Below are 15,013 nucleotides of genomic sequence, written 5' to 3' on the forward strand. Positions count from 1 at the left end.
ACTCATGGCAGTTACCCATCCCTTTCGTGACGAAGAAGCTCCGAAGCTGTTCGGAGCGCTGCCCGGGCTTTTGTTCCGGCCGCTCGCTGGGCGCAACCGCGCGGTCTACGTCGAGGTCTTGATTGCCCTTCATACCGTCATGGGGGATGACGCGGACGAAGACGACCTGAATCGTGACGATGTCCAGCGCATCATCGGCGACACACTGCGGATGATCGGTGTTGCCGAGCTCGAAGACGAAGAAGACGACGAGCTGGACCTTAGGTCCGCCAAGGGCAAGGACAACGACACGCCCGCAAGTCGCATCTATTCTCGTCTTCGTGCCTGCGGGTGGCTGGTCGAGGAACGCGTCGGCTACACGTACCGCGCATCAATGCCGTTCGCGGTCGCGGACCTTCTCGCCGCTTTGTGCCGAATTCGGACGAACCAGAACGAGCGATACGGAGTCCGGGTATTCGGCATCTTCAACCAGATGCGTACCGCCGTGAAGCTCGACGAGCCACACGCCGCGGCTGCCCTGGTCGGCGCAGCCCGAGAATCTGTCGAGTTCGGCCGACACCTTCGGCAAATGGCCAACGATGTTAAGTCCGTCGCTGACATTGCCTCCAGCCTCACCGATCAGAAAGATGTGATGCGGGTGTTCTTCAAGGACTTCGTTGAGGGGTTCCTTGTCGCCGACTGGGCACTGCTCAAGACGTCTCACAATCCGTTCCGCTATCGGGCCGACGTTCTCGCCCTCGTTTCGACAGTAACGTACTCGTCCACGGTGCGTGAGCACCTGGCCAGATCGCTCCTATCGATGGATGGCCGATCGATCGACCAGATGCCCGCTGCGCTCGTCGAAATCGACCGCATGGCCCACCAGATCGAGCGAGTATTCAACCGAATCAGCGAGCGATTGGCCAGGATCGACTTGAACCGGGCACGGCTCGAGGCCAAGGCCCGCAATCTGGTTCTCTACAGCAATACCAGCACCCCAGGCATCGCAGGCCAATTGGATAGCCTGATCCGCGGACTGATGAAGGTCCCGCCCGCGACTCTGGAGCGCTTGGATATAGGGAGCATCGTGCCTCTATCCACCGGTCACGCGTTGAGCCCATTTACGCTGGCGATCCCGCGTGCCAAACGAAAGCCGATTGCACCCCGGACATTCCGAAAGAACGTGCGCGACATGCGCGAGGCCCTTCGTCGCCGCGAGCTGATCGGCGAGTACATCGGGCGCATCAAACCTTCGGCGGAGGTCATTCGGGATTACCTCTCCAAGGTCACTCTCGATCGTAATTTTGTGGACGCGCAGGACCTGCCGATGGACGACGTCGACTCTCTGATCCTTTTCCTGGTTGTCGAACAGCTTCGGCCCGCCGGACTGGTTGCTCGACGCACGCTGAAGGGATTCGAAATGGTGCGCCTTGAGGGCCGCTTCGAGAACGACCTTTTGAATGTCCCGAGTTTTCGCATCCGCCGCATGGGGGGCTACGATGCTGACTGAACTTCAGCGGATCGTTGACCACGGGAAGGCAACCGATGTCGATCTGCGCAATGCCGCCTCTCGACTTCTACGCGAGCAGTTCCTCTTCCGAAACGAATCGCGCGACCGAGTCGCTTGGGATCTGGTGCGCGAGCACTTCACCTACTTCACCAATCTCTTCGAGGCCCTCGGCTGGACGCTTCACCGCAACGAACACTTCGGCTACGTGGGCGCGACGCCAGACGAGGGCGCCGGGTTCACGCCCATCAAGGTGGATGAGACCGTCATTCTCCTGATCTTGCGAAAACTCTTCGAAGAAGGTGTCGCACAGCACATGGCGGGACCAGACGGCCTAGTCGTGACGGGATTGGACGTCGAACGTGAACATCAGGCAACGGGGCGGCCCGCGCCTATGGCCACGCGCATGAAAGCGATCCTGCAGATGCTCGAGCGGCGGGGTATCGTCTCCTGTGAGTTTCATCCCGACATGGCGCGCACGATGATCACGGTGCGCTCGGTGATCCGCATCGTCACTGGAGATGGGGTACAGGCCAGGCTCTCGGCCTTCATCAAGCTGGGCGCCGATTTAGATGGAGAACCGGAGACGGAGAAGGAAGAGGGAGGATCGTCGTGAAGCAACTCGTCCGACTGATCATGGTGAATTGGTGGCTGTTTGAGGAGCCAGAAGTCGTTGAGTTCGACGAACAGACATTGATCTATGGCGCCAATGGCGCGGGCAAGTCGTCCATCTTGGATGCCATACAAACCCTATACGCCGGGGCTGACAGCAGCAAGCTGAAGTTCAACCAGCGCGCTGATGAGAAGAGCAAGCGCACGCTCAAGTCCTATTGTCTCGGCGTGGCATCGGTACGCCCGGAAGAAGGCGTGCGATCGGCGGACCTCGAGCCGCGCGATTCTGCGCTGACGCACTTGGTGATGACCTTTCAGGACGAAGCCGGCGTCAGCTACAACGCAGGTCTCCTGCTGTCGGCGACCACGCCAGGTACAAAAGCGGAAGTGGAATTGCGCTACCTGCTGACGGGCCCCGCGATGGAACCCGCGGATCTGGTAGACGTCGAAGAGCCCCTGGACAAGGCTGGACTGCAAGCTGGTCTCGAGACGATCTTCAATCGCGCGAAACGTGACACGCCCAAACTACATCCCTTTTTCAAAGTCTGTGCGACGGCCGAAGAATTCCGCCGTCACCTAGCTGGGCAGTTGTCCGGTGCCGGTGGGGTTATCGAGTCGGACCGCATGCTGAAGGCGTTCCTGGCCGCGCTGCACTTCAAGCCCGAGTCGAACATCGACGGGTTCATCCGCAACCAGATTCTGTCCCCCGCTCCGATGGATCTGACGGTGATGAAGCGGTCGATCTCTGACTACCGCACGATCCGGCGCAAGATCGAGGAGACGACGGAGCGACTGGACAGCCTCAAGAAGATTGATCAGCTTTACTCGCAAGCCACCCAGGCGTCGCGCGATAGTGCTCAATTCGCTTGGGCCTCTGCAGAGTTCAGGGTGCTCATGGACGGCGAGCTGTCGCTGCGGGCCGAGGAGTACTTCGAAAAGGCCCGCGATGCCGCAGACGAAGCCAGCAAGCGGGCGCTGAAAAAAGCGACCCAGCTGGACGGCTTGCGTAAGGATAAGCAGGCGCTGCAGACCCAGTTGGGGCATGCAGGCGCCACGCAGGTCGCAACGGCACAAGCCGAACTCAAGCTCGCTGAAGGCAATCTCTCAACGGCCAATCGCGAGGTGATGGAGGCACTGAAGATCTGGAATCAATTGCATCGACTGAAAGATGGTCGACAGATGCCGCAGCGGGTCAGCGGCCCCCTGGATCGTCTCGTTGCGCTGGGCCAGATGTGGCTGGACCAGGGAATGCCCACGCAGCAGGAGGTCATCGGCTCGATCGCCGCGGTGAGTGAGGGGCTCGCGATCTGGAAAGAAGGACTCGACGGCGAGTGGCTCGGGGCGAACGCTGGCCTTCAGAATGTGAAGACGCAGCTGACCGACGTCCAAGACCGTATCGCGCGAGCGCAGGGGGGCTCCATCCGGCTGCCGGAGCCGACCATGACGCTGCTTCGAGCTTTGGCCTCCAAGAGCATTGAGGCGCTACCCGTCTCGACCCTCATCGAGGTCCGCGATGAGGACTGGCGCACGGCGATCGAAGCCTACCTCGGTGGGCGCGTGTTCTCACTGATTGTGTCGCCACGCGAAGTCAATGACGCGGTTCGCTTGTTCAAGTCGTTGGGCCGCGAGGGTCGAGTCAGCGGTGCGCGTGTGTTCGACACGTCGCGCACGGAGCAGTTCTTGAAACCGAGCATCCAGTCGGACAGTGTGGTCACGCTGCTTCGGACGGATAATCGAGACGCGAAGGCATGGATTCACCGCGTTCTAGGCGGAATCAGAATCGCCGCGGACGAATATGAGCAGCGTGAAAAAGGTCGGTCACTAACGATCGAAGGCCTGTTCTATGACGGCGCCGAGTTCACGCATCCTCCACGACAGCCGCCGGCACTAGGCCGTGGAGCGGCTGCCGTTTTGCTGCCCAAGCTTGTGGCAGAGCGGGAAACCCTTGTCACACGCGAAAAGCAGCTGGCCGCGACGGTCAGCGGCATCAAGACCCTGCAAGAGCAGGTTCAAAGCCTCGCGACGCTCATCGACACGCGCAAGTCGGTATATGACGACATGGCCAGCGCCATTTCCGCGCGCTCGGAGGTTCGATCGGCGAAGGCGACGCTCGACGCGATGTTGACCCCCGAGATCAAGGCAATCACCGATCGTTTGGCGACCATCGATTCGGATATCACCGCCGTTGACGCAGAGTTGAACCGACTGAACACAGCGGCCGCCACGGCGGCCAATGTCCGCGGCGATCGTGAAAGAGAATTCGTTGCCGCTCAGACCCAAGTTGCAGCAAGCGAGCAAGCTCGGAAGGACGTGGAAGAGACACCGGGGCTGGACCGAACGGAAGCGAGCGAGCGTCTCGAACGCCTTCGGGAGACCTCCGCCGAGCGCGTCATCTGCCCCGAGAAGGGATGGCCGGTGTCGGAAGTACACACGATCTACGCGGACGCGATGAGCGCCGCGCGCAAGCGTTCAGAGCAGCTGGCCCGGGACGCCGAGGGTCGTCGTAACAGCGCGGCCACGGCGATCGGCGAACATCGCGTCAAGTATGGTCTCGAGATCCGGACCGATGAAAGCAGCGAGGGCAAGGAGCTCTGGATCGCACAGGAGATCAATCGGATCTTGATCGGTGAGCTGCAGCTCTATGAAGCGGAATCTCGCAACGCGGAGATCGCGGTCGGTAAGGCGATCCGCGGCGATTTCACGGGTCACCTGATCCTGGCGCGCAAGGAAATGAAGCGCGTCATCGACGAGCGCAACAGTCAGCTCTCGACGCGCGTGTTTTCCAACGGTGAGCGCTACGAGCTCAAGGCCAAGCCGAACAACGCCTTCCCGGCCATTTCCGACTGGCTCACCTCCATCGCGGCGCAGGACGAATCCTCGATCGATGACGCCGCGGGTCGCATGGATCTGTTCTCGAACGAGAAGTTCAAGGACGCGCAGGCCGCCGTGATGAAGTTGATCGAAGAGACCGGCGATCAAGCTCCTGAAAAGATGGACATGACGGACTACCGCGCCTACTACTCGTTCGACATGCTGGTGTCCTCTCCGCATGGGGGAAAGTTCAGCGTGCAGGAGCGTCTGAGCTCGGCCAGCGGAGGCGAGCGATTCACGCCCCTGTACATTGCCGTGGCGACTGCGTTGGTGGGTGCGTACCGCATCGAGCAGCGAGGGACGGAATGGAGGAAGGGCGCTTCGTTGGCGATGTTCGATGAGGCTTTCAACAACCTCGATGTCGACAACATCGACTCCTGCATGAGCGTGCTGCTCGGTTCCGGTTTGCAGCTGATCATCGCCTGCCCAGACGAAAAGGAACCGACACTGAGGCCCTACGTGGACGTCCGGCACGAAATGATCAAGGACGGCGGTGCGGTGGTCATTCGGAGCAAGCATCTGAAGAAGAAGGGGCAGGAAATGCTGCGAGGCGCGTTCCCGGCCGAGCTACATCGCAATCCTGACGCGAGTCCGTCGCCGCCGGGATCATGAACAGGCCATCGCCCGGACACGATGCGGCCAGTGACCTGTTGGTTAGCCTGGCCGTTCGCGCCGAAAAGGGTGAAGCGCGTGAGAGCGTGCGGACGGTCACGGCGCGGAGCACTGACCTTGAGGCTTACCGCAACGATCCTGACCCCGACTTTCGATCGGGGTTTCACGCCTTTCTCGAGGTCGCAGCTCGAGCTGGCGCCGTTTCACTGGTCTGGCGGAAACATCTCGCGCAACACGAGCTGCAAACGGTCAAGGTTGTCGACATCACGCGGCTTCGGGAACACCTCGGCCTATCGCCGATCGATGCGACAGCGAGCAGAGCGTTCGATCGCGTGGTACGGGCCGTGTCGCGGGATGGCCCCGCGCACCCCTCAGCCCTTGAAATGGCGGTCCAGCTGCGCGAGGGGTGGCGGGAGCACCGCAGCCCACAGGGCTTGGCCCCGACCGACGATCAGGCGATCGACGTGGTTTTCCGAACGATCGCGGCGCTATTGGCCGGTGCCCATGCCGGACTGGACATGCGCACATTCAGCGCATCGCTGCATGGGAACTCCAAGGTGATCGAGCAAAGAAGGAAGCTGATCGAGCGCATATGGGGCAGCCATTTCGATATTGTCGAGTTCAAGCTCGATTCTTATCTGGGCCTAGAAAAGACCCCGCAGCCATTTTTCATCGGAGGTCGCGTTGAGCTGGCGGAACAGGGCCAGACGCTGAGCCTCTCCCAAGGTTATCGCGCATTTCCTCCAAGCGCGGTACCCGATCTTGGTTTCGTCACGCCGCCAATCGCGCTCGTGATCGTCGAGAATTGGACATCCGCCGTGCAAGCTGCGGAAACCGCACCCGAGAAGGTCGGCATCCTTTACTCAGGGGGCTTTCCCTCACCGCGCTGGATCGCGGCACTGCGAGAGCTTCTTCGCCATCTGCCCGCCGACGCGGGACTGTTCCACTGGGGAGACCTCGATCACGGGGGCTTTCGCATCTTCCAGCACATCGCCCGTGCTCTGGGTGAGTCGGGATTGCGCCTGAAACCCTTTCGAATGTCGCCTGGCCAGTACGGCTCGCTTCAGAGGCACGCGCGCAAACCGTCTCCTTCGGAAACCCGTTCTCTTCAAAAGATAATGATCGAGACGCCGGCAACTGCCGACGTCATTGACGAAGTACTCACGTCGAACCAATTTGGGCTGGAGCAGGAGCTGCTGCCTCGGGATCTGCCCTGGCGGCTTGTCTGATAGTCATCCCTACGCTTCGGACCCGCTGAACCACCTCTCGTGTGAGATGGAGGATCTGATGTTCGCGGTCGCCAAGGAGGAGGTGAAACGACCGTCGTAGCCCTAGGCACGGAGCGGCACCTTCGCACGCGAAATCCTCCAGACCTCGTACATCTCTGATCGGCCATATCGGGTTGCGGCCGGAAACCTGCGGTAGATCGCCGACGTAATCGGCGGGGTAGATACCCCCGTATGTCAGTTCATGCATCTGAAAGGCACGGGATGCATCGCAATGCAACACCTTGACGACATGAATTCGTTGATATCAACGGTCAGCTTGGGATTTGCCATCTAGGCCGACTCCCGGAAGACGAAGAGGGCGCGCAATCTCCAGAGTTGGTAGTCGAGCCGGTTGGTGACTTCTCCGCCGCTTTCACCGTGCACTCAGAATCGAAATGGTATCGCTCGGGCGAGCGCCCCTCCATTCCTCATTTTCACAAGGCGACACGATACCGCCATAAGGTTTAATGAGCGGGATTCTTCGAATTCATTCACTGCGCGGTCGGCCGTCCTTACACCAATCGATACGGCCATTTCGGATCCAAAAGTGGCAGCCGCATGCGTTCTGCTGGTGCACAGAAGGTTCGATAGAAGGTCGCGTCCAGAAGTCCGACATGAACGACCAGCGGGGGCGCCGTGCCGGATTGAGCGAGAGCGAGATGGTCTGTCCGCAGCCTCCGGGGCAGCGTAGGCAAGCCCACTTTCGGATTCCCGCATCCTCGACCAGAACCACCTCTCGCGTAGACAAGGTGGCCAGGTCTGGATAAACAGCGCGCGTACGGGACAGCAGATCGAATCGCAGTAGGCGCATCCGGCGAAGTGCAATGGCCAGAGCGCGCCTCATGCTTCACCGATCAGATCGAGGAACGGGTTGATGTCGCCGCGGCCCCAGTAGCGAGCCGTGGCGCAGATCGGGCAGTAGTCCTTGCGTCGAATTTCCAGTTCGCGATCGTCGCGTGCGTGGAAGCGGCGCACGCGTGAAGGCACCATGCCGGCGTGCCCGTGGAAGCCGGTGAGCGCTGCGATCATTTCGTTGGCGGCCACGCACGCCATCTCGGTGGTGAAGGTCACGACCGAGGGGGCTGGGTCGCCTGATCCGATCACATAGGCTTCGGCCTTGCGGCGCTGGTACTCGTCGGGATCCGTCCGGGCCAGGGTCTCGGCAGCGGCTCGGCGCGGATCGACAACTCCGGCGCACAGCAGGCATCCATTTCCAGGCAGCAGCGCAGTCACCCGACCGTTAATGTCGTGTCCACGGCCCTCCTGCGAAGCCATCATGCGCAGCCCGACGTCCAGGACCGGGACGCCGTAGAAGTGCGCGAAGCGGTTCATGAAGATGCGGCCCGCGTGATCGTCCGTGCAGCCGAAGACGAAGTCGCAGGCACGCAGGGCGTCGCGCATGGAGGGGGCGTTCACCCATTCACGCCGAGTTCGAACCTGCGTGCCGAGATCCATGGCGTGGATCTCGCGCTCGAGAACATCGACCTTGTACGCCTCAGCAACAGCGTCGGCGCGGCGTGAGCCGAGCATTCGGTTGAGGGTCGTTGTATCGACCTTGTCCGTGTCGACCAGCAACAGGTGCCCCACGCCGAGGCGTGCCAGTAGCAATGCCAAGGGACTACCGGTTCCGCCGCCACCGACGACGGCGACTCTCAGGGCGCGCAGCAGCGGGTTGAACGTAGTACCGAACAAGCGTCCCTGCCGCTCGAGATGCGCGGTATCGGCCGGCCCGGGCACATTTGACGGCCAGTAGTGGCAACGCGATCCCACGGTGCGCACCACGGTCGCCTCGGTGCGGTTTCCGTTGGCTTCCCACAGTCGCGCGCAGACGGATCCATCGCCGCCCATCACGATGCTGATCAGCCCCCGGGCACCCTTGATGATCGCCGTGCGCGCGAGTTCGGCCTCGTTCTGGTCGTCCTGCTCGGAGAAAAAAGCAGTACTTCCAGGATGAGTGTGGACCAGCCCGGGAATGAGATTTCCGCCAACAGCGCTGCTGAGCAGGCGCATGAACCCTCGCGTGCTCCACGTCACGTGCATGGGGGATGCCGTCCGTTTGTCTTCGTCGGCGATCGGTTCGTAGCGATGGCTGATGAGTCGCAACCGTGGCGACCCCGTCCATGGATCGGCCTGGATGGAGGCCGATCCGAACAGAAGGTACGCAGAGGATTCGATGTTTCCGCTGCGGGCGGCGAGCGCCTGCAGCGAAGTCCAGTGCGGATCGAGCAGCGTGACGTCGAGGAGGGTGTCCATTAGCGGGCGACCTCCAGGGCGTTGTGCACGCGCGCGATCATCGTGTGCAGCCCGTCGACGCCCGGTCGCCACGCCTGGGAGTGACGTGACCAGCGTTGCCAGCGGCGCCCGTCGAAGTCGAAGGCCTGGTCGGCGGCGCGGGGCCAGGTCCCCGTGTCACTGAGCTTGAGCCACGGGAAGGCGTAGAACATGTCCGGCGGCACGTCGGGATATCCAGCCGGAAGCAAGATCAGGAAGTCGGCTTGCGTCAGGCCGAACTTCGCCGCCGGGATCGCCAACTTATGCAGGACGACGCCGCTGTGGCCGCTCCAGCTGGTCAGCGTGTGCTCGATGGCGTGGGCCGCAAGGTACTCGCGATCCATCGAAGGGAGGGCCGAAAGGCCCTCCGTCGTCTCCTTGATGACCGAGATGAAACGCTCGATGCCGGGCTTGGACAGATCGATCAGGTCAGTGTCGAGAATCTCGATGTCCTGGCCGCCACGCACCTCCTGGTAGAGCGCGTAGCCGGGCGGCAGCTTTGCCAGCGCGCGCAGGACCTTCCCGCTGACGACCGGCTTACCCCATTCCATCTGATGCTGGTCGATCGCGAACTTGTAGACGCGGTCGGTCGCGAACATCACGAAGCGCTCGATGCCGCGGCCGCGGACGTCGAATTGCTCGTCGAGGCGCACGTCTTCGAAGTCGCCGCCGGGCAGAACGGCCAGCAGGCTGTAGTCTTCTACCGGGTTCGCTCCGGCAGCTGCCAGGATCTGGCGTCCGAGCGGGACCGGATCGTTGATCGTCAGCTTCTTGAACTCGAGATTGCCTTCGGCGACCTCGATAGGGTATCGGCGGGCCTGGGCAGCTACGGTGCCTTCGTCATCATGGGTTATGTTGTTCATGTGGGTGATTCCTATGGTTGCGGCTTCCCGAAATTGGGGGCCTCATAGGTCTAATCACCGCGATTCGGGCAAGCCGGTATCTACCGAGAGATGATCTTCTCCATCTCCCCGGGAGGAACCGGGCCGCATATATAGAAGGAAGGGCAGCGGGGGCAGTTTCTCTCCGGCCTCTTGATGTTGGCGGGGAAGTTCCCGACCCGTACATTGGTCAGCATTTTCTCGACGTTGGCCTGCCGGGTCGCCAGCTTGGCCGGCGTCATGCCCAGTTGGCTGATCTTCTGATCGCTCAGGTAAACGAGTTCCACCACACATCCTGGCGTTGCCGCCGTAGCCGCCAACTGGAAGACCGCTGACGAGAGACTCTCCTCCTCTTCAGATCGGTGATGGCCGGTCATCACACGCCGTACATGGGTTTTCCCCGCCGCTCCGGAGAGCACCTGGTCAGGTCGGATCACGATCTCCGCGCCGCCGACCGGCAGGCGTAGCGACTCGTTTGGCTGACGGGTCAGCCCGCGCTGCGACTCGATATAGAACTCGATCAGCCTGCTGGCCACTCGCCGGAATTCATCCGAATATCCATGATCCTGCGGACCCTTGTCCGTCCATGCCGTTTCGAGCAAGGGTTCGAATGCTCCGAGCGCTTCTTTCGGCGGCGTTGAAATAAGTTGGTCGATCACCGACTGCACGGCACCGTGCATCTGCATGAACGCCGTCTCGGTGCGCCGCCCGCCGACTTCAAGAATGTGCGTGTAGAAGAAGCGTCGCGCGCAGCGCTCGTATTGCGACACGTGACGATCCGACATCGACAACGGCGCGGTCAGCTGGACGGGAATGGGCAAGTCGGTTGGGTCGGGAGGCAGACCCTTGGCCGGCAACGCCACCTCGCGCTGCACCTGGTCGCCCAAGCGTCCAATGAACGGCGACACGGGTCGGTTCGTGTCGTTGGATTTTTTCGACGGTGAGTACAAATTCAATTGATCTTGGGCACGAGACAGCGCCACGAAGAACAGACACTCCTGCTCTTCGACGTGTCCCGCTTTGATCGCTTCAATCGCCCGACCTTGAGCACCTTGGATCATTCCGTCTGGTGGCATGATCCCCTGGATGCTATTCGGCGAGCGCGGAAGGCTGTCCGACGTGAGGCTGGGGATGTGCACGACCGGGAACTCAAGGCCCTTGCTTCCGTGCATGGTCATCAAGCGCACGGCATTAATGCCCTGGGCCGCAGCCGGGAGCTGGCGAAGATCCCGGTCATCGGATAGCAGCACCAGGCGGCGCACCCGTTCCATGAGGCGCCGGATGGGCAGCCCTGCTCCCGTGGGCTGGAGCCGCAAGAAGTTCATGAACTGCCAGATGGCGATGCCCTTCGAGCGACTCTCCACGGTCGCAGACGTGGCGATCTCGGCTGCAAGACGAGTTCGGTCGAACAAGATCGCAGCTAGAAATTGCCAGGGAGTCACACCCGGCTCGAATCCCTTGAGCATTACCCCCAAACTACGAAGAGCGGCTCGGCCGTCCTCCGACAGCTCTGTGATCTCGTCTACGCGATCGATCCATTCAAGTGCAGGAGAGTCTTGAGCTCGTGAGAAATCCAGCACAGTCGAAACATCTCTCAAGCTCATTGGAAGCTGGGCGGTCGCCGCGATACGAACCAAGCCCATTGCGCGCCGGTCGACCACGATCGAAGCCAGCGCGATCAGGTCTTTAATCTCGGGGCGCTCGAACAAGCTGCCGAGGAACAGCACGGGAATACCGAGGCGTTCGAGTCCACCGGCGAAAGCGTTCAGGCGTGCATTGCCTGCACACAACAGGGCCTGGTCCCGGTACGGCACCCCTTCGTTGCGGTGAGCTTCGATCCGCTGAGCAACAAGCGCGATTTCGTCATCTGCGTTGCCGGTCTGCAGATGCAGTGGGTGCTTTCCTCTAGCTCCTCTTTCCGCCTCCAGTGGCTGGCGGAGGCGACCGGTCACGCCCATCGTGCCCGAGAAGGTCATGAAGCTGTCGACGATTTCCTGGGAAGAGCGGTAGTTACGCTTGAGGCGTCCGCGCGCCCCTCCAGGAAAATCCTGTTTGCCAAAACGAGCGACGTTGAACGAAGACGCTCCGCGAAACCGGTAGATCGACTGCTTGGGGTCGCCGACGACCCAGAGATTGCGGCCTGTGGGAGAGACGGCCTCGAGCATCCGAATGCTGGCACGGTTGACGTCCTGGTATTCATCGACCAGTACGTGGTCGTACATCGACGCCAAATGCGCTCGAACCTCCGGATGTTCGTCTCGAAGGCGAAGTGGAAGCGTGATCAGGTCACCGAAATCGATGCATCCGCGCTCGTGCTTCAGGCGCTCGTAGGTGGCATAGACGGTCGCCACCTCCAGGCACTTCTCGGCCTCCTCTCGCCGCTCTGAATCCGTTCCGGCGGCTTGCAGCATGAGCTCTGCCAGTTCCCGGTAGCGACCGGGATCGACGACCTCATCTTTTGCCCGAGAGATGGCCAACAAGATGTCGGCCAACGTCAGCGAAGGGTCCCAAAGATTTCTGAAATGCTCGAGGTTCAGTCGGGGAAACTCGTCCTGCAGGAGGTCGATTGCTTCCACCCGATCGAGCAGCCGTGGGTCCTCGGGTAGCTGCACTTTCGTATGAAAGCGACGGATCAGGTCCAGACCGAAGCCGTGGAAGGTGCCAATCCATAGAGAACCGGCCGCCAACGGCCGCTTCGCAACGATTCGCTCGCTCAGTTCCCCAGCCGCCTTGTTCGAGAACGTCAGAACCAAGATACGCGAGGGATCGACGCCCTCTTCGAGAAGTGAATCGACCCTCGCGACCAGTGTTTGCGTCTTCCCCGTTCCTGGACTCGCATCGAGGATGAAGGGTGTGCCACGGTGTTCGACCGCGCGGACCTGGTCTTCATTGAGTGGCTTTTCTGGCTGGGTTGCGCGAGCCGAGAGCGTGATCGGCGGCAACAGCGTCGCATCAAGCAACTGCTGAGCCACGAATTCGAGAGGCGCCTTCAATCGATGGGCGATCTCGCTGGCGCTCAGTCCATCATCAAGATGGAGCGACCGCACCCACGGTCGGGGTAGAAGTAACTCCCGCGCGAAGAGGTCCATGCGAACCTCGACTCGTTCGCGATGGCTGTAGTCGACAACACGATCCATGCCCACAGGCGCGGCTTCCGTGGATCGCTGTGGGTCGATCACAGTGGTGCATATGATCCCGGCGTGCCCTCCGAACTCCGAATGACCAATCTCGTGGGCGATGAGAAAAGCCCGGATGAAAGGGTCTTGGCAGTCTTCGTACACAATGGACTGCGCATGCGCATCGAAGAGTGCCCGGGCGTTCCTTAGCCGGACATCTCCGCTAGGAACCCTCTGGATTTCGATATCTCGCGCCTTCGCTTCCGCCTCGACGATACCGCCGAGATCCCACGGGTCGCGGCCATTTCCAACGAGGCGTGAGTGTAGGGCTGTTGCGCGTTGGCGACAGACTTCATTGGCGTCCATCGGACTGCAGTTCGTCGCGAAGCTTTGAGCGCTGCTCTTCGTCCATCTCGGTGTCATTGACCAACTGAGAAAACGACACCTGCTCGACTTCGCCTGGTTGCCCCTTCGCCTTGAAGCTGAGTGCACCGCTGGAGGCCGGCGACAGCATCAAGTAAGACCGCAATCTTGCAGGGGTCTCTTGCATGGCCAAAGCCAAGCGGTCGAGGAAGCCCGTCGGAACGCTGGTATGAATCACCAAGCGATCCCGCAGTGGCGTCAACAACGCACGAGGAATGTCGAGCGTCTTGGCCAATTTGACGAAGGCTTGCCCCTTATACGGCTCGAATAGGTCTGAGACCCCTTCTGGAGCATCACTTGCCATCAATCGAGCGAACGATGCGGCCAAGCTTTCTGGACTCTCTCGCTCGACAGGGGTTGGTGAAACCGCTGCAGAGATGCGTAGATCCAAAACGAGATCGATAAAATCGGTTGCGAGCTCCGGATAGCGAACCACATACCGATCCAGCGTTTCCTGATCGTGAGCAGGCTCGGCCGCAAACGCCTGGAGGATTTCGTCAGGGGTGTTTGGATCGCTCACGTCACTCCTCCCTCAGAAAACCTTTCTGAATTTCCAGGAGAGCCCGTTTCCGACGCTTGCGCACCGTCTGCTCTCCGATCCCGAGCACAGAGGCAACGCTGGTTACCCCTGGTAACTTCGAGTCCATCGGCATTCCGCGCAGGTCGTGCATTTCGATCACCCTCTTGAGCTCTTCTGGTAGCTCTCTAATCACCTCCAGAAGTCGCGACCGGTACTCATTTTCCCGTTCGTCTTCGGGTGATTGTCCGGCTAGTCGTGCCAAAGCCTCCTCGACCATGGGGGACACTTCCGTCTGACCTTCGGCCTCGAGGGCCTCCAGACCCTCGGGCATTTTACGCTTGACGTCACGTATCGCGTTGATTCTGAGCGTGTAAAGACCTGAGTTGAAATTGCACTCAAACCAGTCGAGTCCCTCCTCGTACCCTTGGCGGTCGAGGCTCAGCAGCTCTTCAAACCGGTACAGCAAGCGTTCTTCGACTTCTTCCAGGGTCAGCCGACCTGCGGTTCGGCGCGCGCCCCGGTGCAGGCTTCTGATTCGATGCCTCAGCGTCTCGTAGAGCGACATCATCGCCAGGGGGTTGGAATCGGTGCGCTTCTGGCGAATGAAGTAAAGGACCGCCTCTGTCGTCACAAACTCCGGACTTTTGAATCCTTCGTCCCTTGCGCGTCGAGCTATCTCCCCTGCCGGCAACTGCAGCAAGGTGTCGATTTGCGCCTCCGCGTCCGGGCGCCGCTTATACGCTGCGCCGCCCTTCGGGCCTCGTAATGGTTCAGCCACTAAATCTCTCCCGCGCGCCAACCCCAATAGCGGTCACGAGCGCGACATAAACAACGGATTGCTCAAGCCACATATCGAAGAATCGCAACATCTGCTGCGTCACTTCGACGGACGGGCCCGGAGGGCAGGTCGGCACTTGCTGCGCCTACGAGCTGGCAAGCACTCAAATCTTCGT

General features: G+C 61.0%; 10 protein-coding genes. 4 read left to right on the top strand and 6 right to left on the bottom strand.

The genetic code is table 11. The features are described from left to right. Positions 1-4: 4 nt before the first annotated feature. From ACOOHP_RS14455 to ACOOHP_RS14470, 4 genes are read left to right on the top strand one after another with little or no spacing between them, the layout of a single operon-like run. Complete coding sequence (locus ACOOHP_RS14455; RefSeq protein ID WP_420467186.1) at positions 5-1,489, top strand: Wadjet anti-phage system protein JetA family protein; 1,485 nt, start codon at positions 5-7, stop codon at positions 1,487-1,489. After that, positions 1,479-2,102 (top strand): DUF4194 domain-containing protein, encoded by a 624-nt coding sequence (locus ACOOHP_RS14460; RefSeq protein ID WP_420467187.1) that lies wholly within the window; start codon positions 1,479-1,481, stop codon positions 2,100-2,102. The genes ACOOHP_RS14455 and ACOOHP_RS14460 overlap by 11 nt, the downstream gene beginning before the upstream one ends. Then, on the top strand, positions 2,099-5,581 hold the full coding sequence (locus ACOOHP_RS14465; protein WP_420467188.1) for an SbcC/MukB-like Walker B domain-containing protein: 3,483 nt from the start codon (positions 2,099-2,101) through the stop codon (positions 5,579-5,581). The genes ACOOHP_RS14460 and ACOOHP_RS14465 overlap by 4 nt, the downstream gene beginning before the upstream one ends. Continuing rightward, positions 5,578-6,810, top strand: coding sequence for a Wadjet anti-phage system protein JetD domain-containing protein (locus tag ACOOHP_RS14470; RefSeq protein ID WP_420467189.1), 1,233 nt, complete (start codon positions 5,578-5,580; stop codon positions 6,808-6,810). The genes ACOOHP_RS14465 and ACOOHP_RS14470 overlap by 4 nt, the downstream gene beginning before the upstream one ends. 526 nt (positions 6,811-7,336) lie before the next feature. Here ACOOHP_RS14470 and ACOOHP_RS14475 read toward each other — a convergent pair. The 6 genes from ACOOHP_RS14475 to ACOOHP_RS14500 all read right to left on the bottom strand — a co-directional run bounded on the left by ACOOHP_RS14475 (position 7,337) and on the right by ACOOHP_RS14500 (position 14,838). Next, on the bottom strand, positions 7,337-7,693 hold the full coding sequence (locus ACOOHP_RS14475; RefSeq protein ID WP_420467190.1) for a DUF6527 family protein: 357 nt from the start codon (positions 7,691-7,693) through the stop codon (positions 7,337-7,339). Further along, complete coding sequence (locus ACOOHP_RS14480; RefSeq protein WP_420467191.1) at positions 7,690-9,102, bottom strand: ThiF family adenylyltransferase; 1,413 nt, start codon at positions 9,100-9,102, stop codon at positions 7,690-7,692. Before ACOOHP_RS14480 ends, ACOOHP_RS14475 begins: the two co-directional genes overlap by 4 nt. Then, positions 9,102-9,983 (bottom strand): multiubiquitin domain-containing protein, encoded by an 882-nt coding sequence (locus tag ACOOHP_RS14485; RefSeq protein WP_420467192.1) that lies wholly within the window; start codon positions 9,981-9,983, stop codon positions 9,102-9,104. Before ACOOHP_RS14485 ends, ACOOHP_RS14480 begins: the two co-directional genes overlap by 1 nt. An 80-nt stretch (positions 9,984-10,063) precedes the next feature. After that, positions 10,064-13,483, bottom strand: a complete 3,420-nt coding sequence (locus tag ACOOHP_RS14490; RefSeq protein WP_420467193.1) for a UvrD-helicase domain-containing protein — start codon at positions 13,481-13,483, stop codon at positions 10,064-10,066. Continuing rightward, positions 13,470-14,060 carry a hypothetical protein gene (locus ACOOHP_RS14495; protein ID WP_420467194.1) on the bottom strand — a complete coding sequence of 197 codons (591 nt, stop codon included), beginning with the start codon at positions 14,058-14,060 and terminating at the stop codon, positions 13,470-13,472. The genes ACOOHP_RS14490 and ACOOHP_RS14495 overlap by 14 nt, the downstream gene beginning before the upstream one ends. Position 14,061: 1 nt before the next feature. After that, positions 14,062-14,838 (bottom strand): RNA polymerase sigma factor, encoded by a 777-nt coding sequence (locus ACOOHP_RS14500; RefSeq protein WP_420467195.1) that lies wholly within the window; start codon positions 14,836-14,838, stop codon positions 14,062-14,064. Between the last annotated feature and the right edge of the window lie 175 nt (positions 14,839-15,013).

This window comes from Panacagrimonas sp., assembly GCF_965216805.1.
Taxonomy (GTDB): Bacteria; Pseudomonadota; Gammaproteobacteria; order Nevskiales; family Nevskiaceae; genus Panacagrimonas.